The organism is Chryseobacterium sp. (genome assembly GCF_022869225.1).
Lineage (GTDB): Bacteria > Bacteroidota > Bacteroidia > Flavobacteriales > Weeksellaceae > Chryseobacterium.
Genome location: NZ_JALIHL010000001.1, coordinates 3,322,947 through 3,347,751, shown reverse-complemented (window position 1 = coordinate 3,347,751; position 24,805 = coordinate 3,322,947). Strand labels below are relative to the sequence as shown.

The window sequence follows — 24,805 nt, the reverse complement described above, 5'->3', positions numbered from 1 at the left end:
TATTTTATCTTTTTATGATTGGCACATCCGGTGAGACCGGAAATATTATTTGCTTTGGTTTATATCTACTTTAGTTACACAGTTTTGTGTATCATCCAAATTCACCTTTACGGTTTGGATCACCGTATTTTTATCAAACTGAAGACCTGCACAATACATGTAAAAATTGTTTACTTTACTGTCATTTACTTTCACTACTGTATTTTCATTGTTACACAGGTAAGTTCTCAACAGGTAATTATAGTGCATATTAAAGCTGTTTCCATTGGCGATCTGCTGTAAGTGGTATTTGAAATCATTATCCACTTTTGCGTAGGAGTCTTCCACGGAAACTTCATCTTCCGCCAGAGAGTTGTATGCAGGAAGAATTTTGATACGGTGGTAGATGGGCTCCTGAGTTTCTTCTGTATATAAAGTCACTAAATAATCGCCCGGCTTTTTATAAGAATAAATGGCAAGCTTTTCTTTAGCATCTGTATTTCCGGTTTCTCCAAATTTCCAGGCAAATTGTTTGGCTTCAGAAACAGCACGGAATTGTACATTTTCGTTCTGCATAGCCTGTACAGGAGCTTCGATTGTTGATTTAATCCTGGCCGTGTCTTTGGGTTTCTGAATACTTCTTGCAGCAACCATCACCGGGAAAGATTTTGTGTATTTATTGTCTACAATCAAACTTACCTGATAATATCCCGGTCTGTTATAAAAGTGAATTCCGCTGTTTTTGTCTGAAGTTGTCCCGTCTCCAAAATTCCATCTCTTGGTCTTTGCAAATTGGGTTTTATCTTCAAATAAAAGCGTATCTCCCACCGCCAGTGAAGACGGATAAACTACCCCCACAATATCATCAGCAGAATGGATCACTTTTTTCTGCAGCCATAATGCAACGAGCGCTGCAATGAGCAGGGTTGCGATAACACCGATGATAATGTTCTTTTTGTTCTTTTGAAAATAATTCATAGTTAATAATTGTGATGTGTTTTATTTAAAGTTCCTACTATTTTATTGTTTGGCTTATTGTGTACGTGCTTTCAATGCACTTTCCCTTTCATAAAGCTTATTCTGTTTATCTTTAAAGCCAATTCGGCAGTCTTCCACCTGCTTCTCAAATTTTTTGATATCTTCTGAAGTGGTTGAAATGACTTTTTTGTCTTCAAAATACATTTTATAAAATTTTGCAATCTGCGGATAAGCATCTTTTCGGATATCAGCAACGTCATAATTGCCGAAATAGTTTGCGAGATCATTGGTCCCTACGATAATGTTGTTTTCAACAAATGGCTGCGGTGCTTCGTCCGTAAGTTTGGAGATCATGGTATAGGTACTGTCCATGATCGGAAGAACAATTTTCTGATGCTGTTCGAATTCTGCCTTTTGTTCCAGATTCTGAATTCCCCTTACATCTTCATCTGAAAACGGAGATTCAAAACCTTTTAAAAAAATAATTCCGAGAAATATCATAGCAGCCACCAGCATCAGTATCAAATAAAAAAACTGATAATGCCTTTCCTTTTTAGATAATGTAATATTTCCTTGCATGCTCTTTCTTTATTTTCTTCTTTTACTTCCAGTGAAATTCCTTGTAGGATCTTTTCTAAGCTCATTATTGGCTCTGCCTACCTTATTCATACATTCTTCAAGATCTCGGAGAACCACTTTCTTTTTATATTCCACCTCGATGATCTTATTTTTCAAATCCAGTATAGGCCCTATCTGCTTCATCAGGACAGCATAATGCTTAAAGTTTCCGGTACTGTCTTTTCCCATAATATTTTTGGCATCCCTTACATTATCCATAATACTGGTTCTCAGGAACACATCATTCTCCACCTTATTGATATTAAGCTGGGTCATTTGGTCATAAATATTATCGACATGGGTTTTCAGAACGTCGCTCCGCTGCATCAATTCCTTATAGGCATCGGCCTCTTTGCTGATCCCTTCCCTTTGTCTATCATAGCTTTTAAAGAAGAGGAAGAGACATATAAAGGATACCGCCGACAAAACGGCAAAAGACAGGATAAACTTCCAAATGCCCATTCTGACGTCAGATCTGTTCAATTTTTTTTCCCTATTTGAAGACATAATTTGCGATTTGTTTGGCCTGTGAAAATATAAAAAAAAAATCTTATGCACAATACGTAATTTCCCCAATCCATTTTCGGGAAAACCCTGATTAACTTAATATTAATTTTCTCTTTCATAAGTTTTTCCTAAATTAGGCCTCTGAATTTTAAATATCATTCGCCAAATCGATATTAAGAATGAGTAAAATATTATCCAATACTGTGCGTTTTTCCATTGCTGACAGTGATTTTTATTTTAAGAAAATAATGATCAAAACGCTTATGGAAAATCCTTTCTATATGCTTCTGAATGACTGTAACAATGGCCACGAGCTTGTCAACAGAATCTACAGAAGGCAGGAGGACGTGTTCATTATTGAACTGTTTATGCCGGTATTAAGCGGTATTGAAGCCATCAAATACATTAGAAAAAGCAATACAGAAACTCCTATTATCACTTATTCCGGAACCTACCAGGAAGATATGGCGGAAATCCTTTCTAAAATTCCGAATATATTCTACTGTCAGAAGAAGAGCAATACCATAAAAGATATTATCAAAGGAAGTATAGCTTCTGATGATTTTGATTATCAGACGTATTCCAAAGAATGGGAGCAGCAGCCGTTAGCTGTACAGGAATATATGGAGCGTCAGAAAAAAAGCCAGGAAGAGCTCTCTTCTTCAGAGATCCAGCTGATGAGATTCTGTTATGAAGGATTCAGTAATAAGGAAATTGCTGAAAAGCTTAATTTGAGTACAAGAACCATTGATACTTATATCAACAGGCTTACGGAAAAACTGGGACTGAAGACGAAACTTCATTTGATCCGTTTCTGTGTGGAAAATGGATACTACAATTCCAGTATGTAAAAAAATTGTCAATTTTAGAGGCAAAAGATAATCAAAGGGATACTGTGATTTACAGGTTATGGTATCATTGCAGAACATTGTTATTTTATTCAATTTTATCCTTTTTTTTATTATTTCAGCCGTTATTTTGGTATGTTATACCGCTATATTATTAAATTATTAAATAATCTTAACCCCGCCTTAATATAGTGTATACATTAAAAACTCAACGATCTGAATAAAAATATTTTGCCACTAATTTGCTAGTATTCAATTTTTTTAACTAAATTTGCACACCTAAAATTTAAAATTAAAATAAGGAAATGACAAAGGCAGAATTGGTAAACACCATCTCAAATAAGTTGGGAACAGAAAAGAATGAAACACAGAAAGTTGTAGAAGCTTTTATGCAGGAGATCAGAACTTCTATGTATAATGGGGATAACGTTTATCTAAGAGGTTTTGGATCTTTCATCATTAAAACAAGAGCTGCTAAAACAGGAAGAAATATTTCTAAAAACACTGCAATTGAGATTCCTGCTCATAACATTCCTGCTTTCAAACCTTCAAAATCTTTTGTAGAGAAAGTAAAAACTAAAGTTGCAGTAAAATAAGAACATTAACTGAATATTAACTAGTTACTAAAAAATTAAAATTATGCCAAGCGGAAAGAAAAGAAAAAGACACAAGGTTGCGACTCACAAAAGAAAGAAAAGAAGAAGAGCAAACAGACATAAGAAAAAATAATCTCTTCTTCTCGAGATTTACAATATAATAATATAGTTGGTGATTTTAAATTTCTAAGGTTCACCGACTATATTTTTATTTACAACTATAAGATTCCGCGGAAAACAGCCGGTTTCAAATATTATTTTAATAAAAATATAATGATTTTCATTCTAAATTCTTATATTTATATAGATAAATCAACTGAGAAACATGCCAATTTCCTATAATCTTAACAATTTTATCTTATAACAAAATGAAGAAAGAACTAATAGTTTCGCATGAAGATGATCTTACAAAGATTGCACTGCTGGAAGACGGAAGACTATGTGAACTTCATGAGCAAGAGGACAAAAGCGATTTTATAGTTGGAGATCTGTTTATAGGAAAAGTAAAAAAACTGGCGCCCAATCTGAACGCCGCATTCGTTAATATCGGATATGATAAAGATGCATTTCTGCATTATCAGGATCTGGGGCCGCAATATCTTACGTACAGAAAGTTTTTAAAAGACACTATTTCTAAAAAACAAAGCACTTCAAGCTTAAAAAATTTCGAGATTCAACCCGAAATAGACAAAAACGGAACGGTAGATAAAGTGATTGCAAAGGACGATCTGGTTCTGCTGCAGATCACTAAAGAGCCTATCTCCACAAAGGGACCCAGGATTTCTACCCAGGTTTCTTTAACAGGACGTTTTCTGGTTCTTATTCCCTTCGACAATAAAGTTTCTATTTCCAAAAAGATCAGAAGCTCTGAGGAAAAGGAAAGACTGAGAACCCTTATCGACAGCATCAAACCTGAAGGTTTTGGGGTGATCATCAGAACGGTAGCCGAAGGAAAAAAAGTAGCCGACCTCCATAACGATATGAATCAGCTGATTCAGAAATGGGAAACCACTTTTAAAAATATCCAGAGAAACAAAGTTCCATCCAAAGTTTTAAGCGAAGAAGATAAAGCTTCAGCTATTTTAAGAGACAATTTTAATCAGGATTTCGTTAATATTATCTGTGATGACGAGCAGATGGTCCACGAAATGAAGAATTATGTGGAGGTAATTGCTCCGGAAAGAAAAAATATTGTCCAGTTTTACGATTCCCATATTCCTCTTCTGGAATATTACAATGTTGAAAAACAACTCAAACAGAGCTTCGGAAAACACGTCAACATCCCAAGTTCAAAGGGAGCCTATCTTGTTATTGAACACACAGAAGCACTTCACGTCGTCGACGTTAACTCCGGAAACAATATCACTACCGGAACCGCTGTCAACAAAGAACACGCACTAAAAGTGAACAAAATGGCAGCTACTGAGATTGCAAGGCAACTCCGCCTCCGTGATATGGGAGGGATCATTGTAATCGACTTCATCGATATGACCAACTCTGAGCACAGAAGAGAACTCTTTGAACATCTGAAAGAGGAAATGAAGCGCGACAAAGCACGCCATAAAATCCTTCCTCCGAGCAAGTTTGGACTGATCCAGATCACCAGACAAAGAAACCGCCCGGAAAAACAGATTGAAACCAAAGAAGAAAACCCGAACAAAGACGGAGAAATTGTAGCTCCGATCGTGATCGTGGAAAGAATGGGTGAAACCTTAAGAAACATCCTGCAGAAAGAAAAAGGAAAAGTTTATCTGCACGTACACCCATTTGTGGAAGCCTACCTCACCAAAGGCATCAAAAGTATCCAAATGAAATGGTTTATGAAATACAAAAAATGGGTAACCATTGTTCCAAGGGATTCTTTTAAATATTTAGAATACAAAATTTACAATTCAAAAAAAGAAGAATTGATCGAATTTTCTAATTAAGACAAAATTTAAACCTTCAGTTGTACTGGAGGTTTTTTCATTACCTTTGGCAGGGATGCTGGATGTCAGATGTCAGATGTCAGATATTAGATTTCAGATGTCAGATGTTTGAAATTTAAGGTTTACCCGTATAATTTTTTAAGTTTTGGCTAAGGCCGATGGATTGATGATACATTGGAAGGTGGGCTAAAACCTACCCTATTGATTTTTAATGGCAGCATCTTTTAATCTTTTAAATATGAAAAAACACTACTACAAAACCAAAATTCATTGGACGGGAAACAAAGGAACCGGCACCAGCGGATACAGAGATTATGAAAGAAGCCATACCGTTTCAGTAGAAAATAAAACAACTATTGAAGCTTCATCTGATCCCTCTTTCCGTGGAGACAGCACCAAATATAATCCGGAAGAAATGCTCCTGTCATCCCTTTCTTCGTGTCATATGCTCTGGTACCTTCATTTTTGTTCTGAAGCCGGGATTATTGTCACAGAATATACGGACGAAGCCACAGGAATTATGAATGAAACGGCTAACGGAAGCGGCCATTTTACAGAGGTAACCCTTCATCCCGCGGTCACTGTAGCAGAAGAATCAATGATTGAAAAAGCAGCGCTGCTTCATCATAAAGCCAATGAGTACTGTTTTATTGCCAATTCAGTCAATTTTCCGGTCAACCATATCCCTCTCATATCAGTTAAATAATTTGATAGATACAATTAACAGCTATAAGTAAAAAATCACCGGACCATCCGCTTTTCCCATTAATGCTCTTGTGAATTCACTACTTCCGGGATACAAATAGACCATTGACATTGGAAGTTCAAGATTCAGGGTGTAAAGCTGTTTTTATTATCATTGACCATTCATAATTCACTTATCAAGCAAATTCACCATTGACCATTATTTAACCGGAAGACTTACATGGTTAATTATTGTTAAGCCTCCTTATTTCTTCAAGATATATTGCTAAATTTGGATTATGGAAAATTTTGGAAAAGATTTATTGAGAAAAATTAAAAGTATAGAATTGCCCGGCGAACATGCGCATGGGATATTCTCCCCTCCCTACCGGCCGGTTTTCACCTATGATGAAGTGTTGGCAAAAAATCCCAAATTTGCTGCTGTCAACATTATATTATATTTAAAAGACAACGAATGGTATTTTCCATTGATCCAGCGAACAATTAATGAGCATGACCGGCATAGCGGCCAGATTTCATTACCCGGTGGAAAGCGTGAAGAAATGGACCAGGATTTTGCTGAAACCGCTGTCCGGGAAACATCTGAAGAAATCGGGATAGACAAACATTATGTAAGAATCATCCGGGAAATGTCTCCTATCTACATTCCACCCAGCAATTTTTATGTATATCCTTATATTTCATATACTAAAAAGAACCCTGTCTTCGTTCTTCAGCAGAGCGAAGCTGTGGAGACCATTGAATTTCCCATCACTTCTTTTTTAAATCTGTCTGACACTCCGGAAATCATGGCTCTTCCGAGCGCCGGAGGTCATGAAGTTCCCGTGATTAATTTCAACGGATATATTATCTGGGGCGCTACAGCCATGATATTAAGTGAATTCAGCCAGTTGCTGAAAAAAATGTAACTTTGCACTACCGTGTTTAATTGAGAGATGGCGAAGAAAAATATTTTCACCGATGCATTCGGAACACCTTATTTTTTAAAAAGGTTTATCATTTTTATTTTAGGAATTGTATCCTACAGACGATTCAATGGCTTTAATAAATTGAAGATAACTGGTACAGAGCACCTTGTGGATCTTCCGGATTCCAATGTTCTTTTTGTATCGAACCATCAGACTTATTTTGCAGATGTAGCAGCCATGTATCATGCATTCTGTGCTGTAAACAATGGGTACCTGAATACCATCAAAAATCCCATTTACCTGCTGAATCCAAAGATTGATTTTTATTATGTAGCTGCTGAAGAAACCATGAATAAAGGGATCCTTCCTAAAATTTTTAAAATTGCAGGAGCCGTAACGGTAAAAAGAACCTGGAGAGCAGAAGGAAAAAATGTCAACAGGATGGTAGACATGAGTGAAGTGGATAACATCATGAAGGCATTGGACAATGGCTGGGTAGCCACTTTTCCACAAGGAACAACCTCAGCTTTTGCACAGGGACGAAGGGGAACTGCCAAATTGGTAAAAAACCAGCGCCCTATCGTTATCCCCATTAAAATAAACGGATTCAGAAGAGCCTTTGATAAAAAAGGACTCCGTGTAAAGGTGACCGGTGTAAAACCTACCATGGAATTCAAAGCTCCTTTGGATATCGACTACGATAATGAAAAAGCACCGGAAATTTTATTGAAAATCATGACTGCCATTGAGCAGACAGAAGATTTCAATCTATTACACAATTATGATGAAGAACTTAAAGCTAAAAAATTAGAACAAAAGGACTCAAATAATTAAAGTAAATAAAAAAATTATGAATAGAATAATAGGAATCTTATTCGCAATCATAGTATTAGTTTCGTGCAACAGTCAAAAAGTATACTCCGATTTTGATATCAGCTATTCAAAAAGCGGAGGTTTTGCCCCTGTATATGAAAATCTGCTGATCAAAGGAAATAATGCACACTACTCTTTTGAGGGCCAGGGAAAAAAATACAAGCACGACTTTAAAATTTCCAATGAAGATTTAAAGAAACTGGACCAAACCCTTTCTCAGAATAACTTCAGAAGAATACAGGAAGACCGTAAAAAGCTTTACGATAATATTACGATTTCCATCAATGTTAAAAGAGGACCCAATGAGGGAAGCAAAACAGATGCTAGTCTGATCATTCCTAATTTTCAGAGCAATTGGAACAATATCATTCAGGCTTTCCAGGAGGTTATTAATAACAATGTTAAAAAACAGTAAATACAATTGAAAACCCACTTCATTGCAATCGGCGGGAGTGCTATGCACAATCTTGCCATTGCGCTAAAAGATAAAGGATATCAGGTGACAGGTTCAGATGATGCTATTTTTGAACCTTCCAAATCCAGACTGGAAAAAAAAGGAATATTGCCCCAGGAAACGGGTTGGTTTCCTGAAAAATCACCTCAGATATCGATGCTGTCATTCTTGGAATGCATGCGCACCAGGACAACCCTGAATTGGCCAGAGCAAGAGCGTTGGGTTTAAAGATTTATTCCTATCCCGAATTCCTGTACGAACAGTCTAAAAATAAAACCAGAGTAGTCATTGCCGGTTCTCACGGTAAAACAACCATTACTTCTATGATCCTTCATGTCTTGAATTTCCATCAGAAAGAGGTGGATTTTATGGTAGGAGCACAGCTGGAAGGTTTCGACTGTATGGTAAAACTGACCCAGGACAATGATTTTATGGTACTGGAAGGGGATGAATATCTTTCTTCTCCTATCGATCTGCGTTCAAAGTTCTTATTATACCAGCCGAATATTGCACTCATGAGCGGGATTGCCTGGGATCATATCAATGTGTTCAAAACGTTTGATGATTATATAGAACAGTTCAGAAAGTTTGTGGCAAGCATTACTGCCGGTGGAGTCTTGGTATACAATGAAGAGGATCCGGAAGTGGTAAAGGTAGTTGAAAATGCTGAAAACTATTTCAGAAAAATTCCTTATAAAACTCCTGAATATGAGATCAACAATGGAAAGGTATACTTAAAAACGGAAATGGGCGATGTTCCGCTTTCTGTTTTTGGTGCCCACAACCTACTGAACCTTGAAGGAGCAAGACACATCTGCCAGCAGCTTGGTATCATGGATGAAGATTTCTATGAAGCCATTATGAGTTTCAAAGGAGCTTCCAAACGTCTTGAAAAAGTAGAAAGAGAGGATCAGGGAACGCTTTACAAAGATTTTGCCCATGCACCAAGTAAAGTGAAAGCAGCTGTAAAGGCATTCACAGAACAATTTAAAAATGATAAGAAATACGGATTTCTGGAACTTCATACATACTCCAGTTTAAATCCGGCTTTCCTTGAGCAGTACGACCATGCCATGGACGGTCTGGACGAAGCTGTGGTTTTCTATTCCGAAGATGCTCTTAAGATCAAAAGGATGGAGCCTATCTCTCCTTCGCTAATTAAAGAAAAATTCAAGAATGAAAATCTAAAGGTATTGACCAATGCTGAAGATCTTCACGCCTATTGGGAAACGTTAGATAAGACCAAGGGCGTTTATTTAATGATGAGCTCCGGAAATTTTGGCGGACTGGATTTGACAAAGTAAAATAAATTACAAAGCTTCAGAAATATGATCTGAAGCTTTTTTGTTAAATACTGTTTTATCGAGAGCCAGCACAGAGTCTTTTACTGATCACTCATTGCTTAATTTTCTGTTATTGGTCAGTTCAACACTTTTTATTGATCCTACCGGTGCAATCTTTATCGTTTTATTTCCTTTGGCCAGATAAATGTAATACATACTGTTTGATCCTATCAGATGAACTTGTTCAAAATTATCATCACCATAGTTTAATTTATAGTCATATTTAAGTCTGTTTTCCTTTATTTTTTTGTCAGTCCCATTCCCTCACCCCAACGTATTCCTACAAAGAAAGACAATAACATCATGGCCATAAATCTTACAAACATATTGGTAAAATGGTTCTCCATATCCTCCTTACTCATGTTTTCATGCTCTTTAAGGGCAGCCATTTTTAGTGCCCATCTTTTATTTTTACTACTTTGCTTTGATAAATAGGACGGAAAGGCAAATGAAAATATGACTATAGCAGTGAGCGCAATCAATACTATCGGATGAGCTGTTAAGGTAGCAATCGGACTTATCAAGATGTCCATTATCGTAGAGTATTTTAGAATATTAATGCCTATCTGGTAGTAGAAGACACTTTCCTTTAATATTCCCATCACGACAAGAAATAGATATCCGAATGGAAGTGATCTCTGTATTCCTGCTGAAAATTTCATTTGTTTTCGCTGGTTTTAGTTTTTATAACTGATCAAATCGAGGTCCTGAAAAATTTCGACAAACGAACTTTCCGGTCCATAGAAATGATACTTGATCCACGAAAATATAAAATTATTGTCAAACTGAAAGCATACTGATCTATCTTTCACATTCCTTGATAAGTTTTTTTAAAATTTCTTCAGTGGAAAGTTCACTGTAAGGGTGAATCGACTGTCCGGTCCAAATGCTCACAAATTCAGCATTATGCAGTAATTTTGAAACTTTGCGCAATTGGCCAGTCAGTTTGTTCTGATAAGGATAGGGTAAAATATACGGTGAATCTTCAACAGCTTCAATATATTTATTTTTAATTCCCCGGGCATATCTGCCCGAAAAGCTTTTTGTGAGCATAATATCTTTTTCATCCACCTTTTTCAGTCTTTCTTTTTCAAAAGGCTGAAGAGCACTTTCTTCAGAGGCCAGCAACATACTTCCAACCTGAAAACCCTCAGCTCCCAAATCTCTTGCAGCGTGTAATGTTTTTGCATTATAAAGTCCACCGGCGTAAACCAAGGGTACATTGACCTGGTCATCAACCTGTGACAATAAAGACAAGCCGCCAATCTGCGGAATATATTCTGTATTGAAAGTCCCTCTGTGGCCCCCGGCCTCTATTCCCTGTACACAGATGATATCGATCCCGGATTTTTCCAGGAGCAAAGCTTCTTCCACCGACGTACACGTCCCGATAAGGGTAACTCCGTTTTCTTTTAATTTCTGAATACTTTTATCATCCAGATTCCCGAATGTAAAACTCAGAATATTGCATTTTTCAGCGATGATCGCATTTACCTGCTCGTGGTAACTGTTGGTTTTGATCTCTTCAAGTTCAGGAAGACTGACTTCAATATTGTGTTCTGCAGCCACCAGCTGTATAAACTGCCTGGCTTTGACAAATTTTTCTTGTAAATCATCTGTTATCTCAGGAATCGTATGTACAAAAATATTCGCAGCAAAGGGCTGATCGGTCAGCTTCCTTGTTTCCCGGATCAGTTCAATACATTCATCTGCTGAGAGATCTGCCAGCGCCAAAGACCCCAGACAATTTGCTTTGGCTGCTGCTGCAGCCATCGGCGGTGTACTTACTCCAAACATCGGAGCCTGAATTACAGGATATTGTATTCCTAATTTTTTACTGATTGTATCTGTCCAAAACATAAGAATTATTTTAATTAAAAGGTACAAATAAGCGGACAATGCTCTTTATTACAATGATATGATATTGCTCACAAAGATAATTTTAAATGAAAATCCCACAGATCCCACACAGTACACAGATTTTAATCCGTGAAATTTATGGGACCTGCGGGAATATTTTTAATCGCTATTTTTTATTAAATATCCGCTACGGAATTTAACATTTTCTGTTCCCATTCAGGATCTTTAGGATCGAAGAATAATCTTTTCCCTGTATCTAAAGAACGGACAATATTCATTTCATCTTCTGTCAGTTCAAAATCAAAGACATTAAAGTTTTCTTCGATTCTTGATGGGGTAACAGACTTTGGAATTACTACAAATCCTTCCTGCAGATGCCATCTCAAAATTACTTGGGCTACAGTTTTTCCATATTTTTCTGCGATCGCTTTAAGATCAGGATTGCTTAAAAGGTTGGCATTACCGTTTCCTAGCGGACTCCACGGCTGTGTTATGATGTTATTTTCTCTATCATATACCTGTAATTCTTTTTGCTGGAACACAGGATGCAGTTCAATCTGATTGATTACCGGTAAGACCGTTGAATGAGCCTTTAATTCTTCCAGCTTCTCGATAGTAAAATTACAGACTCCTATTGCTTTGATCTTTCCTTCCCGGTACAGGTCTTCCAAAGCTTTCCATGTGCCTAAAAAGTCTCCATAAGGCCAGTGGATAAGATACATATCAAGGTAATCCATCTGCAGCCTGTCCAGTGTTCTTTGGAAAGCGCTCTTCGCCTTTTCATAGCCGTGGTCCTGAACCCATACTTTTGAAGTGATAAACAGTTGATCCCTGTCTGCCCCGCTATTTTTCACCGCCGTTCCAACGGCTGTTTCATTCTGATATATTGCAGCAGTATCAATCATTCTGTATCCGGTCTGAATCGCTTTAATTACCGCATTTTCACATTCTTTCAGATCTTCCATCTGCCAAACTCCAAATCCCAAAGCCGGAATATCCACTCCGTTATTTAAGGTTACCACAGGCTGTCCTGTATAGGTTTTCTTTTGCATACTCTCTTAATTTTTGATTTTAATATAAAGTGATTACACAAATTTGCGATAAAAAATCGGAAACTCTGCCTACCAATTTTACTGTTTTCTGCAATGAAAGGCATTTGATGAGTTTCTAGATATGTTGGAAACGCAAAGGAGCAAAGCATTATGTACCATATTTTTAACTACCCCGTCTTTTTGCTTTGCAAAAATCCACCCCTTCAGAGAAGGGGAATGCGTAGTCAATAAAAACCTAACATTTCAGCTTCTAACTTTTACCTTCTAACTTCCATCTCCCAGCTTCAAATTTGCGCTCCTGCTGGCATCTCACCACTATTTTTTCTACTTTTGTATAAATTTCAAATCATGTCACAAAATATCAGATTGGTTACAGCAGAGGATTATCCAAAAGTTATGGAAATTTGGGAATCTGCGGTAAAAGCTACCCACGATTTCCTAGCTGAAGACGATTTTAACTATTTCAAAGAGGTTATCCCAAGAGATTATCTCCCCAATCTGGACGTTTATTTAATTACAGAAAATGATGATGCTAAAGGCTTTGCATCTGTATCGGAAGGCAGTCTGGAAATGCTTTTCATACACAATGACGCCCGTGGAAAAGGCTATGGGAAAAAGCTGTATCAATTTATGAAAGAGAAAACAGGTCTTACCAAAGTAGACGTAAACGAACAAAATCCGCAGGCTATTGGATTCTATGAAAATATGGGATTCAGAAAGGTTGGCAGGTCAGAGAAAGACGGTTCGGGAAAAGATTATCCCCTTATTCATATGAGCCTGTAAATGGAAAATTTCACTTTCAACCTCCACAGTCCGGGTTTACCCATCCCGTATGAACTGCTATTACTGGCAGATGAAACTACCGAAGCCATTGATGGGTACATTTTCAATTCCGATATTTATCTTTTACGTGACGGAGTACAGGATATTGCTGTTATGGCCTTATATAAAAACAGTGATACAGAACTGGAAATTAAAAATATTGCCGTTATTGAAAGCTACAGGAGTAAAGGAATCGGAAGCATCCTGATCAATAAGGCCAAGGAAATTGCCAGAGAAAATCATTATAAAACCCTGACTGTTGGAACTTCAGATACAGGGTTCCAACAGATCAGATTTTATGAGAAAAACAGTTTTATCAGAAAGGGAATCCGTAAAAACTTTTTTATAGAAAATTATCCTGATCCTATTTATGAAAACGGCTTACAGATGCGTGATATGGTTCTGCTTGCCCATAACCTTACGGAATAGTTCTTTGATATGCTCTATCTCCGTTTGGTAGTTCGTCTTTTTTCGGCACCCGAAATAAAGGGTATTTTCCAGTTTTTTCTTTCCCTCCCAGATCAGTTTCACTTCCCCGTTCTCTATTTCATTTTTGCATAGAAAATCAGGAATAACGGCCAGTCCGGTTCCTCCTTTCAAACAACGGATGATGGAGTTTAAATTGGGAACGATGTAATTGGGGCGGAAATTGGGTTTATGCCCAAAATTTAAGGTCCAAAACTGGAAAAGATGTTCCATATCTCCGGTAGTTCCGTACCATTTCTCTTTCTTCAGCCATTCTTCTATCGGTTCAATATCTTTTGTTTTTAAAACCTTATTGAAGCTATCTTTATCCACCTCTTTGCCTCCTACCAGAATGATCTGCTCGGAAGAAAAAGCCTCATGCTCTATATTCGGTGACGCTCCTTTTTTAGGGGTAATGATAAGATCCAGGATGCCTTTATCCAGCTGATCCAGCATTTCCGGATATTCTCCAAAGCTAATGATCAGATTAAAAGGCAATGTGGAAACATATTGTTCCAGGGTAGTCTGAAAGGTTTCAAAACACATCCCCACACTGATTGTAGGGGTATGCTTTTCTGTAGATTTCTGAAAATTCTTCTCTACATCCTCCAGCTTGCCAATAGGTTCGGCAACCGCGTTAAATAATACTTTTCCCCGCTCCGTCGGAATCATCTTTCTGCCGGTTCTGTCAAATAATTTATATCCGACATAAGCTTCCAGAGAACTTAGATGCAAACTCACTCCGGGCTGTGAGATAAACAATGCGTCAGCCGCTCCCGTTAATGTCCCCGTTTTATATATGGCTTTAAAAGTACGATACCATTCTAAATTAACCATAACATAATTATTAATATTATAATACAAAAATACAAAATAATTATAATACTGATATCACTTCTACAATAGATCAATCCGTATCGTTTTTACCTACCGAAAAATAAACGGGACATTCTACTTTCTTTACAGTCTTTGAAAGATCAATATTCATGACTTCATTCTACGCGGGTGGCCAGGTTTTGACCATTGAAAAAGCTTTTTTAAAATCATCACTTGCTACCTGCTGTTTTCAAGCTTTGTAAAAAAGTGATTTTCTTAAATAAAACAGGTCTTCATCAACTCTAAAAGGAATATTTACGCCTGACAATTCTTTACTGGCAGCAGGATCTGCCTTAAAGTACCGGTAAACAGTAATTTTCAATTGATATTATTTTACCCTGCTCCATTGAAACCAATTTTATTATTAAAGAAAAAACTTACCCATGCGGCACCTTTTCATTTCTTAAAAAGTCTGCATAATAATCCGGGATCTCACTTTCTTCAATCTTCCGGACTGTTTCTTCCAGCGGATAGCCCAACTGTACAATCTGCGGCGTGATCTTTTCTTCATCTAACGTTAAAATCACATAGGAAGCCAGCCGGTTCTGCTCTTTGGAACGCCCTACCGAGCCGCAATTGACGGCCCATTTATGATTTTCAAGCTGTTTTTTAAATGATAAATGGGTATGCCCCATCACAATGATATCAGATTGTGATTCTCTCAGCATGAGATCAAAAACCTCATCATCTTCCGATTCATACAGATAAGTATCATTACTCGATAAACTTGAATGTACAAGCTGGATATTCCAGTGCTTCCCGCCAACTTTATACTGTACCTTCATATGAAAAGGAAGGGCTGATAAAAATATTTTGTTCTCTTCTGTAATATTTCTTTTGGAATGATCAATAGCAATGAACCTGGCATTGGTTTCTTCTTCTGAATGTTTAGACAAAGGAACAACAGGAATATCAAAGGCGATTCTTTCATCATGATTTCCCATCAGGCAAGGAATATTCAACATTTTGATCTTTTCTGTGACTTCATTGCCCCAAGGCGCAAAATCTACAAGGTCTCCCAGACAAAATTTCTGACTGATCCCTCTTTCCTCTATATCCTTCAGCACTGAATCCAGGGCAGGAAGATTTCCATGTACATCACTAAAAACGGCAATCTGTATCATATTCACTCTATTTGTCATCACAAATTTACAAGAGAGAAAAGGAATTCAATTCACGAGGAATATGATATTTACCCATAAAAGAGTGAATCATCCGTAATTGGGAAACAACATAAACTTCAAATGTCAGGAGCTGCAGTACCGGAAAATTGACAAGCGAAACAAATTGTCCATTCACCATACCATAAAATAAATGTATAATTATTCTGATACTTCTTTATCATTTATATTATTTTTATTATACAATCATCCATCCTAACTTTGCAGGGTAAAATTTAAACAATCATCAAAAAATGAAAAAAGTATTAATCATCAATGGAGGACAAAACTTTGGACATTCCGGAGGAAAATATAATCAGACCATTGCAGAAAACACGATAGAAGTTCTTAAAGAATTCGATACTGTAGAAGTAAAGATAACCCATGTAAGTGACAATTATGACAAAGATGAAGAAGTACAGAAATTTGTCTGGGCAGATTACATTATTTACCACACTCCGATCTGGTGGTTCCAGCTTCCGAATGGTTTAAAAAAATATATCGACGAAGTGTTTACAGCCGGCCACGCGAAAGGAATTTATATGAGTGACGGAAGAAATGCTGAAAACCCTGAAATCAACTACGGTACAGGAGGAATGCTTGGCGGTAGAAAATATATGCTGACCACAAGCTGGAATGCTCCTAAAACAGCCTTTACTCTTCCCGGAGAATTCTTCAGCGAAAGAAGTGTAGATGACGGCCCCCTATTTGGTTTTCATAGGATGAATGCGTTTGTTTCTTTAGAAAAACTGGAAAGCTTCCACTTTCATGATGTAGAAAAAAATGCAAATATCGAACGCGATATGAAGCTTTACAGGGAACATATAAAAAACGTATTTGAAAAAGAATTAAAACCGGAATTAGTATCATGAAAATTCACCTTACAGCAGTTATAAAATCCAAAGAAGAGCACAGGACAGAAGTACTGGAAGTTCTGCAGAATATGGTAAAGGAAACAAGAAAAGAAGACGCCTGCGAACTCTACAATCTTCACCAGGGAATTGAAGACAAAAACCAGTTCGTATTCTACGAAATATGGAAAAGCGAAGATGGATTGGCCCTGCACAACGAGCAGCCTTATATCCAGGCTTTCGGAGCTTTGGTTGAAGAAAAACTTCAGGAAAAACCACAGATTTATACCACCCATATCATTTAAACATGAAAAAAACAGCAATTTTAATATTAGCCATCCTTACAATAGGATTCGTTCAGGCACAAACCAAAACATCAAAAAATATGAAAAAGAAAATTTTATTTGTCGTAACCAGCCATGATAAAAAAGGCAGTACCGGTGAAGATACAGGATATTATTTAGGAGAAGTTTCTCACCCATGGGAAGTCCTTCATCGAGCAGGCTATGAAATCGATTTCGTAAGTCCGAAAGGCGGGACTCCTCCGGTAGATGGATTCGATTTAAAAGACCCTGTCAATAAAGAGTTCTGGGAAAACAAAGAATACAAAAACAAAATTGATCATTCTTTACAGCCTTCCCAGGTAAATCCAAATGATTATTCAACCATCTTTTATGCAGGAGGACACGGCGCCATGTGGGATTTTGCAGACAATAAGGAGCTGGCAGATATCGCCTCAAAAATCTATGAAAACGGCGGCATCGTTTCAGGAGTCTGCCATGGGCCTGCCGGTTTGGTCAATATCAAACTGAATAACGGAAAATACCTGGTTGACGGGAAAAAGATCAATGCTTTTACCAATGAAGAGGAATCGGAAGTGAAGCTGACAAACGTTGTTCCTTTCCTGCTGGAAGACAAATTAAAAGAAAGAGGGGCAAGATTTGAAAAATCCGGACTTTGGGAAAATCATGTGGTAACGGATCAGAGAGTGATTACAGGACAGAATCCACAGTCTGCAAAAAGCGTTGGAGAAGCTATCCTAAAAGAATTAAAGAAATAACAGACAATGTTTAACCACAAAAGTCACAAAAGTTTTCAAACACTTAATTAAAAATAAGCTGCTATCCAAAATGCAGAGAAGAACACTTAAGTTCTTAAAAGTGTCACCATTGAAATGGCGAGAGTTCCCCTCCTCCGGAGGGGTGGCAAATTGAAAATTTGACGGGGTGGTTTAATAAAACAATCAATTTTAAAACAGACAAAATGGAATACAGAAAATTAGGAAACACCGATTTAGAATTATCAGCCATCACCCACGGAGCTTTTGCAATTGGCGGAAATATGTGGGGAGGTAATGAAAAAAAGGATTCCATTAGCTCTATCCACGCCTCACTGGATCATGGGGTAACTTCTATTGACACAGCCCCTTTCTATGGTTTCGGATTGAGCGAAGAAATGATCGGGGAAGCCATCAAGGGAAAAGACCGTTCAAAAATCCAGCTTTTAACAAAATTCGGATTGGTATGGGACGGAAGCAATAACGGTAAAGGAGAATTTTTCTTTGACGCAGAAGACGAAGGGAAAACAATTCCGGTTTATAAACTGGCTTCCAAAGAAAACATTATTAAAGAAGTTGAGGAAAGCTTAAAAAGATTAGGTACAGACTACATCGACCTTTTACAGCTTCACTGGCCGGACAGCACAACCCCGATCTGCGAAACAATGGAAGCAATGGAACTATTGATCCAACAGGGAAAAATCTGCGCTGCTGGGGTAAGTAACTACAGTGTTGCCCAAATGGAAGAAGCCAACAGAACTTTAAAGCTTGCCGGCAACCAGGTTTCTTACAGCATGCTGAACCGTGGCATTGAAAACGATCTTGTACCTTATTCTTTGGAGAACAATTCAGGAATTATCGTGTACAGCCCAATGGAAAGAGGTCTTTTAACCGGTAAATATTTCAAAGAAACCCAATTGAAAGATAACGATCACAGAAACGGCTATTTTTCACAGTTTGATTTGAATAAAGTAAAAACTTTCTTAGAAAAAATAGAACCTATCGCTCAGGAAAAAGGAGCAAGCCTTTCCCAGCTGGTATTAAGATGGACTACTTTACAGCCAGCCATTACAGTAGTATTGGCAGGAGCAAGAAACGCACAGCAAGCCATTGAAAACGCAAAAGCAATGTCTATTGATCTTTCACAGGTAGAATTGAACTTCATCAACTCAGCGTTGAGCGAAATTTAATGTAAACGCTGGAAGAAGGAGGCTGGAAGTTAGAAGGACTATCAGAGTAAAAAAATAATAACATATCTAAAGAACAGAGAGACAATGCAATTCCGGTTTAAAAAATAAAACTAACCTTTGAATTTATTTTTAGAATTAATACCCAAACTGTGTTACACTGTCACTTTGCATCTTGCATCAAAACGGCCTTTCAAATTTGAAAGGCCGTTTTTAAAATAAAGTAAACATCCGTAGATGATGCAGTCTTCATTAACTTCCATCCTCCATCTCCCCGCTTCCTGACTTCACTATTTTGCAATCGGAAGATGTGTACTTACTGCAATTCTGTTCCATGCATTGATCGTTACAATCGCCATGATGATCTGAGCAATCTGGTTATCATCAAAAATGGACTTCGCTTTTTGGTAAGTTTCTTCGGTTAATCCTTCATGGCTGATCAAAGTGATCTCTTCTGTCATGGCCAAAAGAACCTGTTCATCTTCTGTAAAAAGTTCTTTGGCTTCTGTCCATCCATCCAGAATGAAAATTCTTTGAGGAGTTTCACCATATTTCAGAGCATCTTTGGTGTGCATATCAAGGCAGAAAGCACATTTGTTAATCTGTGAAGCCCTGATTTTAATTAATTCCTTCTGAATATGGTTTAAAGAAATGGTCTGAAGATACCCTTCCAATCCTAACATCGCTTTGTAAGCTGCTGAATCTACTGCTGCAATATTTAATCTTGCACTCATAATATTATTTTTTGATTATTTGATCAATACTTAAAGAATAATGGTGTTGTACCGCCAGTAAAAGTGCCGCTGCACTTCCCACCCATACAGAATAATTCAGTGGAGCTTTTGGTCCTGATGCAATGGTCATGGATATGGCAAAAATCAACAGTAAGATACTGCTTCCATAGGCTGCAATTTTTGTTTTAAACCCTGCGATCAGCATCAAAGGAAAAATGATTTCGAAGAAAGTAGCAGCATACGCCGATATCGTACTCAAAGTTTCCGGGAGGAAAAAGGTCAGCTGTCTTGTATATTCTTTAAAACTCTCCATGTTTCCCCATGATGAATTTCCTTTGCTCCACCACCCGAACCGGTCTGCCACTGCAGAAAGCATGGTAACGGCAAGAGCCAGTCTTAAAGAGAGTTGCGGAAATTGATTTTTTATATCTGTCATTGCATTAGCTTTTAATCACATGACAAATTTCCGGTTTCTGATCCGTAAAAAACTTAAACTGGTTTAAGAACGTAATTTTGCTTTAATTTCACTCAAATATTCCGGTGTAAATCCAAGAAAAGAAGCGACAAGATATTGAGGAATTCTTTGAATAAACCATGGGTATAACGTACTGAAATGTACGTATAATTCTTCCCGTGAAAACTCAGACAGATAGCGGAGTTTTCTTTCAGAAGCAGCATAAGCCCTTTGATAAATAATTCTGAAATAACGTTCCATCACAGGGTGCTTTTCAAACAATAATTCCTGTTTTTTAAAATCAATTACTAAAATAGTAGAATGCTCCACTGACTGAATATTAAAATCTGTCTGCAGCTGTCTTTCATAAGCAAAAGTATCCGTGATCCACCAGTTTTCAATAGCAAACTGAGTAGTGTTCTCTACTCCTTTTTCGTTGATAAAGAACTTTCTCAGACAGCCTTTCACTACAAAATACATATTCCGGCAGATTTCCCCCTCAAGCATCAGATTCTGCTTCTTCTTTACCTCCAAAACCTGGAAAAATGATACAATAGAATGATATTCCTCATCGGTTACGGTAATGAATTTATTTAAATGTGCTTTGAATGGGTCCATCTTACAAATTAATACTCAAACTTAACTTTATTTTTTTAGTTTTACAATGACAAAATATGAAATCATGGAACTCGTTGCTAAAATTCTGATCGCCATTGTTGCACTCGAACATCTTTATATTCTCTGGATGGAAATGTTTGCCTGGGAAACCAAAGGAAAGGAAGTTTTTAAAGCAGCTCTGCCTGCAGAAATGTTTAAACCTACCAAAGGACTGGCTGCCAATCAGGGACTTTACAACGGTTTTCTGGCTGCCGGACTGATCTGGTCGTTTCTGATCAAAGATCCGCAATGGCAGACCAATGTAGCTTTATTCTTTTTAGGATGTGTGGCTGTAGCTGGAATTTATGGAGCAATCTCAGCAACTAAAAAAATATTTTTCGTTCAGGCCTTGCCTGCTATTCTAGCCATTATTGCTGTTTTATTGAAGTAATTACATGGGTCATATGATAAAGATCTTCTTAAAAATATTTACACGGTCAATACTCTCTTATGTTTCATGATAAGGGAAAAAACTGCTGTGAATATTTCATTCCGTAATCAGGCTTACAACCAGCTTCTTACGTCTCAAAAAATCCATTTAATATAAAAGTTGTAAATTTGCACCGTCATAAAAAATTGATACACAGGTTTTTTATACTGGTCTGCATTTTGATGAAATGTAGCAATTCAAGTTGTTCAGTACACATATCTGTAATTACCTCATCCGTAATTTAATTGTAGAATCTATGTAAAAGATTAACTTCTTTTTACATGATACACTCTTTTTCTAGAGTATAATCTATTGAAATATTTAAAATAAACATAAGACCTCAGGGTCATTATGGTATTATTTTTTTGTAAAAAGCTTCTATCATTATAAGCTCTACAGATTATTTTGCGCTATGGTCATCAGCAGGGCAACAAAGGCTAAACATAGTATAATTAATGGGTGTACAATTTTTTATATCATTTATAAATTGAAAAAAATCTGAATATGGAAAAAAATGAAAACACTAGAAAAGTAAAACTTAAAGTGGAAGACCTGACTATTATTTTTGGTAAAAACAAAGAAAAAGCACAGGAACTTCTGGACAAAGGTTTTTCCAAAAAGGAAATTCTGGAAAAAACAGGCTGCACCATAGGAATCAACAAAGCAAGTTTTGAAATCTATGAAGGTGAATTCTTTGTCATCATGGGATTGTCAGGAAGCGGAAAATCTACTTTACTGCGCTGCCTTAACAGACTGAATGAACCTACTTCAGGAAAAGTATATATCAATGACGATGATATTACCGGTAAAAATAATAAAGAGCTTCTGGAAGTTAGAAGAACGGAAATGAGTATGGTATTTCAGAAATTCGGATTGCTGCCCCATCATACTATTTTAGATAATGCAGGTTTCGGACTGGAAATCCGAGGAGAAGACAAAGCTTCCCGTGATAAAAAAGCTCAGAAAGCACTTGACATTGTAGGGTTAAACGGTTTTGAAAACCAGTATCCTTCCCAGCTTTCAGGAGGAATGCAGCAGAGAGTAGGATTAGCAAGAGCTCTGGCGAACGATCCTGAAGTACTGCTTATGGATGAAGCCTTCTCCGCACTGGATCCTTTGATAAAATCTGAAATGCAGGATCAGATGCTTGAACTGCAGAATACACTGCAAAAAACCATTGTCTTCATTACTCACGACCTGGACGAAGCGATTAAAATCGGAGACCGTATCGTTATTATGAAAGATGGGGTCATAGAACAAATAGGAACAGCCGAAGATATTTTAACCAACCCTGCAAGTGACTATGTAAAAGCATTTGTAGAGAAGGTGGACCGTAAAACAATCATCACCGCGAGATCTTTAATGTTCGACAAAGCTACGGTAGTACGTTTCAGAAAAGACGGTCCTGAAGGAGCTTTAAGAAAAATGAGAGCCACAGGTCTGGAAAACTTACCTGTCGTAGATTTTCAGAATAAATTCCTGGGTTTTGTAACGCTTAACGATGTCGTCCGCATTGCCAGAAAGAAAGAGCCTACGGTGGAATCAATTATCAACAGCAATGTTCCTTCAGTCTATCCGGAAGTTACTGTAGAAGAAATGCTGCCGCTGATTTCCGGAAGTAAATCAGCCATCGCTGTAATCGATGAAGACAATAAATTTTTAGGTCTTGTCACCCAGTTATCTCTTGTGATAGAAGCTACCAAGTTCAACGAAGAAGAGATCATTGAATTAAAAGAAATCGCAAACAATCAATAAGATGAATAAAACTATAGATATAGGCCAATATGTAGAAACTGCAATCAATTGGCTCACAGAAAATGGAAAACCTGTATTTGATGTCATAAAACATATAGGAAACTCCTCTATTATGGGGATTGAATGGGTTTTGGTAAACACTCCCTTTTATGTTATCATCCTCTTTTTTACGCTGCTTGCATTATGGAAAGCCGGAAAAGGCATTGCTGTGGTCACTGCAGCCGGACTGAGTTTAATATTTTTAATGGGATTATGGAAAGAAACCATGGAAACCCTGGCACTTATTTTTGTATCCACCCTTACTGCCCTTATCATTTCTATCCCTTTGGGAATTTTAGCTGCAAAAAGTACAATAGCAGATAAAATCATCCGTCCCTTACTGGATTTGATGCAGACCATGCCGGCATTTGTCTACCTGATTCCTGCTGTATTGTTTTTCAGTATCGGTAAAGTACCCGGTGCTTTTGCAACGATCATTTTTGCGATGCCGCCTGCAGTACGGTTAACGACATTGGGAATTGAAGCGGTTCCGAAAGATATTGTGGAAGCCGCCAGGGCTTTTGGAGCCACCAACCGTCAGATCCTGTTCAAAGTAGAGCTTCCTTTAGCCATGAAAACGATTTTAACAGGGATCAATCAAACCATCCTTTTATCCTTATCCATGGTTGTTATTGCAGGAATGATTGCAGCAGGCGGTTTAGGGGAAAAAGTACTGGAAGGAATTAATAATCTGGATATCGGATTAGGATTTGAAAGCGGTTTATCCGTTGTGATTTTAGCTATTATCCTTGACCGGATTACCCAGGGATTTGTAAAGAAAAAACAATAAGATGAAGCAGTTAAAATATCTATTTTTTTCCATTTTAATAGTGGCATTTGCTACATTAAATTCGTGTGGAAATATAAAAAACTCTAAATACATCACCATAGGAATGGTAGACGGCTGGGCGGAAGATGTTGCGATGACCCATGTTGCTAAAGCTATTCTGGACCAGCAGGGATATCATGTCATTATTCAAAAAGCTTCTACGGATATGATTCTGGCTTCAATGAACAATGAAGATACAGACCTTTTCATGGGAGTCTGGCTCCCTTACACCCATGCTAAAAAACTGGCTAAATTTCCGGGATTAGCTCATATTGGCACCAATTACGACAACGGCCGTATAGGATTGGTAGTTCCGGAATACGTTCCTGTTAACTCTATTGAAGAACTTAACCAACATAAGGATCAATTCAATCAAAGGATCATTGGAATTGAGAAAGGTGCAGGACTGACGTACGAAACAGATCAAGCGATTATTGATTATAAACTGGATTACAAACAGATCAACTCCTCTACCATTGCCATGATCACCGAATTACAGAATGCCATACAACGTAAACAATGGATTGTGGTAACAGGATGGCAGCCCCACTGGATGTTTAGTAAAATGAAGCTTAAGTTTCTCAACGATCCCAAAAAGATATTTGGTGAAGCTGAACAGATTAAAACGTATGCCCGAAAAAGCTTTGGCAAAGACCATCCGGAATTGGCAAAATTCTTTTCTAAACTCCATTTTGATGATGAAAATATGGCTGATCTTTTAATGAAAATGGAACAGAGTAAAAATAAAGAAGCCACCGCTAAAGAATGGGTGGAAGAACATTCTGAACTGATACAATTATGGTTAGATAAAAATTAATAAACAATACAATTTGGTATTAA

28 protein-coding genes and 1 pseudogene are annotated in these 24,805 nt (G+C 37.4%); 18 read left to right on the top strand and 11 right to left on the bottom strand.

The annotated features are described in order from the left end of the window. Positions 1 to 45: 45 nt before the first annotated feature. The 3 genes from MUW56_RS15725 to tssO are packed head-to-tail and all read right to left on the bottom strand — an operon-like array spanning position 46 to position 2,082. Entirely contained in the window at positions 46 to 957 is a 912-nt protein-coding gene (locus tag MUW56_RS15725; RefSeq protein ID WP_292014067.1) for a PKD domain-containing protein, read from the bottom strand. 54 nt (positions 958 to 1,011) lie between these two features. Then, positions 1,012 to 1,536: a type VI secretion system transmembrane protein TssO gene (locus MUW56_RS15720; protein WP_292014066.1), complete on the bottom strand. Its 525-nt coding sequence runs from the start codon at positions 1,534 to 1,536 to the stop codon at positions 1,012 to 1,014. Between the two features lie 9 nt (positions 1,537 to 1,545). Then, on the bottom strand, positions 1,546 to 2,082 hold the full coding sequence (gene tssO / locus MUW56_RS15715; protein ID WP_292014065.1) for a type VI secretion system TssO: 537 nt from the start codon (positions 2,080 to 2,082) through the stop codon (positions 1,546 to 1,548). Between the two features lie 179 nt (positions 2,083 to 2,261). On the opposite strand from tssO, the gene MUW56_RS15710 reads away from it, so the two are divergent. The 8 genes and pseudogenes from MUW56_RS15710 to murC all read left to right on the top strand — a co-directional run bounded on the left by MUW56_RS15710 (position 2,262) and on the right by murC (position 9,698). Beyond that, positions 2,262 to 2,933, top strand: coding sequence for a response regulator transcription factor (locus MUW56_RS15710; RefSeq protein ID WP_292014064.1), 672 nt, complete (start codon positions 2,262 to 2,264; stop codon positions 2,931 to 2,933). Between the two features lie 302 nt (positions 2,934 to 3,235). Continuing rightward, positions 3,236 to 3,526, top strand: a complete 291-nt coding sequence (locus MUW56_RS15705; protein WP_002984212.1) for an HU family DNA-binding protein — start codon at positions 3,236 to 3,238, stop codon at positions 3,524 to 3,526. 368 nt (positions 3,527 to 3,894) lie between these two features. Continuing rightward, positions 3,895 to 5,454: a ribonuclease E/G gene (locus tag MUW56_RS15700; RefSeq protein WP_292014063.1), complete on the top strand. Its 1,560-nt coding sequence runs from the start codon at positions 3,895 to 3,897 to the stop codon at positions 5,452 to 5,454. A gap of 238 nt (positions 5,455 to 5,692) precedes the next feature. Next, positions 5,693 to 6,160 carry an OsmC family protein gene (locus tag MUW56_RS15695; RefSeq protein ID WP_292014062.1) on the top strand — a complete coding sequence of 156 codons (468 nt, stop codon included), beginning with the start codon at positions 5,693 to 5,695 and terminating at the stop codon, positions 6,158 to 6,160. 277 nt (positions 6,161 to 6,437) lie between these two features. Beyond that, complete coding sequence (locus MUW56_RS15690; RefSeq protein WP_292014061.1) at positions 6,438 to 7,067, top strand: CoA pyrophosphatase; 630 nt, start codon at positions 6,438 to 6,440, stop codon at positions 7,065 to 7,067. A gap of 27 nt (positions 7,068 to 7,094) precedes the next feature. Beyond that, positions 7,095 to 7,901, top strand: a complete 807-nt coding sequence (locus MUW56_RS15685) for a 1-acyl-sn-glycerol-3-phosphate acyltransferase (RefSeq protein WP_292014060.1) — start codon at positions 7,095 to 7,097, stop codon at positions 7,899 to 7,901. A gap of 16 nt (positions 7,902 to 7,917) precedes the next feature. Beyond that, positions 7,918 to 8,355 (top strand): hypothetical protein, encoded by a 438-nt coding sequence (locus MUW56_RS15680; protein ID WP_292014059.1) that lies wholly within the window; start codon positions 7,918 to 7,920, stop codon positions 8,353 to 8,355. Positions 8,356 to 8,361: 6 nt separating this feature from the next. Continuing rightward, positions 8,362 to 9,698 (top strand): annotated as a pseudogene (murC, locus tag MUW56_RS15675) (UDP-N-acetylmuramate--L-alanine ligase). 278 nt (positions 9,699 to 9,976) lie between these two features. On the opposite strand, the gene MUW56_RS15670 reads toward murC, so the two are convergent. From MUW56_RS15670 to MUW56_RS15660, 3 genes are all read right to left on the bottom strand, one after another. Then, the gene (locus MUW56_RS15670) at positions 9,977 to 10,270 is read right to left on the bottom strand and encodes a hypothetical protein (RefSeq protein WP_292014058.1); all 294 of its coding nucleotides are present in this window, start codon (positions 10,268 to 10,270) and stop codon (positions 9,977 to 9,979) included. Positions 10,271 to 10,538: 268 nt separating this feature from the next. Then, entirely contained in the window at positions 10,539 to 11,597 is a 1,059-nt protein-coding gene (locus MUW56_RS15665; RefSeq protein WP_292014057.1) for a nitronate monooxygenase, read from the bottom strand. A gap of 176 nt (positions 11,598 to 11,773) precedes the next feature. After that, a complete protein-coding gene (locus MUW56_RS15660; RefSeq protein WP_292014056.1) occupies positions 11,774 to 12,649 on the bottom strand; it encodes an aldo/keto reductase in 876 nt (291 codons plus the stop codon). A 348-nt stretch (positions 12,650 to 12,997) separates the two neighbouring features. On the opposite strand from MUW56_RS15660, the gene MUW56_RS15655 reads away from it, so the two are divergent. Both MUW56_RS15655 and MUW56_RS15650 read left to right on the top strand, forming a co-directional pair. After that, positions 12,998 to 13,432 (top strand): GNAT family N-acetyltransferase, encoded by a 435-nt coding sequence (locus MUW56_RS15655; RefSeq protein ID WP_292014055.1) that lies wholly within the window; start codon positions 12,998 to 13,000, stop codon positions 13,430 to 13,432. Further along, positions 13,433 to 13,900 carry an N-acetyltransferase gene (locus MUW56_RS15650; RefSeq protein ID WP_292014054.1) on the top strand — a complete coding sequence of 156 codons (468 nt, stop codon included), beginning with the start codon at positions 13,433 to 13,435 and terminating at the stop codon, positions 13,898 to 13,900. On the opposite strand, the gene MUW56_RS15645 is transcribed toward MUW56_RS15650, so the two are convergent. Together MUW56_RS15645 and MUW56_RS15640 are read right to left on the bottom strand one after the other, a co-directional pair. Then, positions 13,853 to 14,773 (bottom strand): LysR family transcriptional regulator, encoded by a 921-nt coding sequence (locus tag MUW56_RS15645; protein ID WP_292014053.1) that lies wholly within the window; start codon positions 14,771 to 14,773, stop codon positions 13,853 to 13,855. The genes MUW56_RS15650 and MUW56_RS15645 overlap by 48 nt on opposite strands. Before the next feature lie 416 nt (positions 14,774 to 15,189). Beyond that, a complete protein-coding gene (locus tag MUW56_RS15640; protein ID WP_292014052.1) occupies positions 15,190 to 15,936 on the bottom strand; it encodes a metallophosphoesterase family protein in 747 nt (248 codons plus the stop codon). A 290-nt stretch (positions 15,937 to 16,226) separates the two neighbouring features. On the opposite strand from MUW56_RS15640, the gene MUW56_RS15635 reads away from it, so the two are divergent. From MUW56_RS15635 to MUW56_RS15620, 4 genes are all read left to right on the top strand, one after another. After that, positions 16,227 to 16,844: an NAD(P)H-dependent oxidoreductase gene (locus MUW56_RS15635; protein ID WP_292014051.1), complete on the top strand. Its 618-nt coding sequence runs from the start codon at positions 16,227 to 16,229 to the stop codon at positions 16,842 to 16,844. Continuing rightward, complete coding sequence (locus MUW56_RS15630; protein WP_292014050.1) at positions 16,841 to 17,128, top strand: putative quinol monooxygenase; 288 nt, start codon at positions 16,841 to 16,843, stop codon at positions 17,126 to 17,128. Before MUW56_RS15635 ends, MUW56_RS15630 begins: the two co-directional genes overlap by 4 nt. A 2-nt stretch (positions 17,129 to 17,130) precedes the next feature. After that, complete coding sequence (locus MUW56_RS15625; RefSeq protein ID WP_292014049.1) at positions 17,131 to 17,883, top strand: type 1 glutamine amidotransferase domain-containing protein; 753 nt, start codon at positions 17,131 to 17,133, stop codon at positions 17,881 to 17,883. 203 nt (positions 17,884 to 18,086) lie between these two features. Next, a complete protein-coding gene (locus MUW56_RS15620; protein ID WP_292014048.1) occupies positions 18,087 to 19,070 on the top strand; it encodes an aldo/keto reductase in 984 nt (327 codons plus the stop codon). 287 nt (positions 19,071 to 19,357) lie between these two features. Here MUW56_RS15620 and MUW56_RS15615 read toward each other — a convergent pair whose 3' ends face one another. The 3 genes from MUW56_RS15615 to MUW56_RS15605 all read right to left on the bottom strand — a co-directional run bounded on the left by MUW56_RS15615 (position 19,358) and on the right by MUW56_RS15605 (position 20,873). Further along, positions 19,358 to 19,801, bottom strand: coding sequence for a carboxymuconolactone decarboxylase family protein (locus MUW56_RS15615; protein WP_292014047.1), 444 nt, complete (start codon positions 19,799 to 19,801; stop codon positions 19,358 to 19,360). A 4-nt stretch (positions 19,802 to 19,805) separates the two neighbouring features. Next, on the bottom strand, positions 19,806 to 20,237 hold the full coding sequence (locus tag MUW56_RS15610) for a DoxX family protein (protein ID WP_292014046.1): 432 nt from the start codon (positions 20,235 to 20,237) through the stop codon (positions 19,806 to 19,808). Positions 20,238 to 20,300: 63 nt separating this feature from the next. Then, the gene (locus tag MUW56_RS15605) at positions 20,301 to 20,873 is read right to left on the bottom strand and encodes a Crp/Fnr family transcriptional regulator (protein WP_292014045.1); all 573 of its coding nucleotides are present in this window, start codon (positions 20,871 to 20,873) and stop codon (positions 20,301 to 20,303) included. Between the two features lie 64 nt (positions 20,874 to 20,937). On the opposite strand from MUW56_RS15605, the gene MUW56_RS15600 reads away from it, so the two are divergent. The 4 genes from MUW56_RS15600 to MUW56_RS15585 all read left to right on the top strand — a co-directional run bounded on the left by MUW56_RS15600 (position 20,938) and on the right by MUW56_RS15585 (position 24,782). Continuing rightward, entirely contained in the window at positions 20,938 to 21,303 is a 366-nt protein-coding gene (locus tag MUW56_RS15600; RefSeq protein ID WP_292015423.1) for a DUF1304 domain-containing protein, read from the top strand. 543 nt (positions 21,304 to 21,846) lie between these two features. After that, positions 21,847 to 23,097 (top strand): glycine betaine/L-proline ABC transporter ATP-binding protein, encoded by a 1,251-nt coding sequence (locus tag MUW56_RS15595; RefSeq protein WP_292014044.1) that lies wholly within the window; start codon positions 21,847 to 21,849, stop codon positions 23,095 to 23,097. A gap of 1 nt (position 23,098) precedes the next feature. After that, the gene (locus MUW56_RS15590; RefSeq protein WP_292014043.1) at positions 23,099 to 23,926 is read left to right on the top strand and encodes a proline/glycine betaine ABC transporter permease; all 828 of its coding nucleotides are present in this window, start codon (positions 23,099 to 23,101) and stop codon (positions 23,924 to 23,926) included. A 1-nt stretch (position 23,927) separates the two neighbouring features. Beyond that, a complete protein-coding gene (locus MUW56_RS15585) occupies positions 23,928 to 24,782 on the top strand; it encodes a glycine betaine ABC transporter substrate-binding protein (protein WP_292014042.1) in 855 nt (284 codons plus the stop codon). The last annotated feature ends 23 nt before the right edge of the window (positions 24,783 to 24,805 follow it).

Excerpts from the sequence above, each read along its gene's own strand:
- MUW56_RS15725 (WP_292014067.1), bottom strand. The coding sequence starts at position 957 with ATGAATTATTTTCAAAAGAACAAAAAGAACATTATCATCGGTGTTATC.
- MUW56_RS15720 (WP_292014066.1), bottom strand. The coding sequence starts at position 1,536 with ATGCAAGGAAATATTACATTATCTAAAAAGGAAAGGCATTATCAGTTT.
- tssO (WP_292014065.1), bottom strand. The coding sequence starts at position 2,082 with ATGTCTTCAAATAGGGAAAAAAAATTGAACAGATCTGACGTCAGAATG.
- MUW56_RS15710 (WP_292014064.1), top strand. The coding sequence starts at position 2,262 with ATGAGTAAAATATTATCCAATACTGTGCGTTTTTCCATTGCTGACAGT.
- MUW56_RS15705 (WP_002984212.1), top strand. The coding sequence starts at position 3,236 with ATGACAAAGGCAGAATTGGTAAACACCATCTCAAATAAGTTGGGAACA.
- MUW56_RS15700 (WP_292014063.1), top strand. The coding sequence starts at position 3,895 with ATGAAGAAAGAACTAATAGTTTCGCATGAAGATGATCTTACAAAGATT.
- MUW56_RS15695 (WP_292014062.1), top strand. The coding sequence starts at position 5,693 with ATGAAAAAACACTACTACAAAACCAAAATTCATTGGACGGGAAACAAA.
- MUW56_RS15690 (WP_292014061.1), top strand. The coding sequence starts at position 6,438 with ATGGAAAATTTTGGAAAAGATTTATTGAGAAAAATTAAAAGTATAGAA.
- MUW56_RS15685 (WP_292014060.1), top strand. The coding sequence starts at position 7,095 with ATGGCGAAGAAAAATATTTTCACCGATGCATTCGGAACACCTTATTTT.
- MUW56_RS15680 (WP_292014059.1), top strand. The coding sequence starts at position 7,918 with ATGAATAGAATAATAGGAATCTTATTCGCAATCATAGTATTAGTTTCG.
- MUW56_RS15670 (WP_292014058.1), bottom strand. The coding sequence starts at position 10,270 with ATGGACATCTTGATAAGTCCGATTGCTACCTTAACAGCTCATCCGATA.
- MUW56_RS15665 (WP_292014057.1), bottom strand. The coding sequence starts at position 11,597 with ATGTTTTGGACAGATACAATCAGTAAAAAATTAGGAATACAATATCCT.
- MUW56_RS15660 (WP_292014056.1), bottom strand. The coding sequence starts at position 12,649 with ATGCAAAAGAAAACCTATACAGGACAGCCTGTGGTAACCTTAAATAAC.
- MUW56_RS15655 (WP_292014055.1), top strand. The coding sequence starts at position 12,998 with ATGTCACAAAATATCAGATTGGTTACAGCAGAGGATTATCCAAAAGTT.
- MUW56_RS15650 (WP_292014054.1), top strand. The coding sequence starts at position 13,433 with ATGGAAAATTTCACTTTCAACCTCCACAGTCCGGGTTTACCCATCCCG.
- MUW56_RS15645 (WP_292014053.1), bottom strand. The coding sequence starts at position 14,773 with ATGGTTAATTTAGAATGGTATCGTACTTTTAAAGCCATATATAAAACG.
- MUW56_RS15640 (WP_292014052.1), bottom strand. The coding sequence starts at position 15,936 with ATGATACAGATTGCCGTTTTTAGTGATGTACATGGAAATCTTCCTGCC.
- MUW56_RS15635 (WP_292014051.1), top strand. The coding sequence starts at position 16,227 with ATGAAAAAAGTATTAATCATCAATGGAGGACAAAACTTTGGACATTCC.
- MUW56_RS15630 (WP_292014050.1), top strand. The coding sequence starts at position 16,841 with ATGAAAATTCACCTTACAGCAGTTATAAAATCCAAAGAAGAGCACAGG.
- MUW56_RS15625 (WP_292014049.1), top strand. The coding sequence starts at position 17,131 with ATGAAAAAAACAGCAATTTTAATATTAGCCATCCTTACAATAGGATTC.
- MUW56_RS15620 (WP_292014048.1), top strand. The coding sequence starts at position 18,087 with ATGGAATACAGAAAATTAGGAAACACCGATTTAGAATTATCAGCCATC.
- MUW56_RS15615 (WP_292014047.1), bottom strand. The coding sequence starts at position 19,801 with ATGAGTGCAAGATTAAATATTGCAGCAGTAGATTCAGCAGCTTACAAA.
- MUW56_RS15610 (WP_292014046.1), bottom strand. The coding sequence starts at position 20,237 with ATGACAGATATAAAAAATCAATTTCCGCAACTCTCTTTAAGACTGGCT.
- MUW56_RS15605 (WP_292014045.1), bottom strand. The coding sequence starts at position 20,873 with ATGGACCCATTCAAAGCACATTTAAATAAATTCATTACCGTAACCGAT.
- MUW56_RS15600 (WP_292015423.1), top strand. The coding sequence starts at position 20,938 with ATGGAACTCGTTGCTAAAATTCTGATCGCCATTGTTGCACTCGAACAT.
- MUW56_RS15595 (WP_292014044.1), top strand. The coding sequence starts at position 21,847 with ATGGAAAAAAATGAAAACACTAGAAAAGTAAAACTTAAAGTGGAAGAC.
- MUW56_RS15590 (WP_292014043.1), top strand. The coding sequence starts at position 23,099 with ATGAATAAAACTATAGATATAGGCCAATATGTAGAAACTGCAATCAAT.
- MUW56_RS15585 (WP_292014042.1), top strand. The coding sequence starts at position 23,928 with ATGAAGCAGTTAAAATATCTATTTTTTTCCATTTTAATAGTGGCATTT.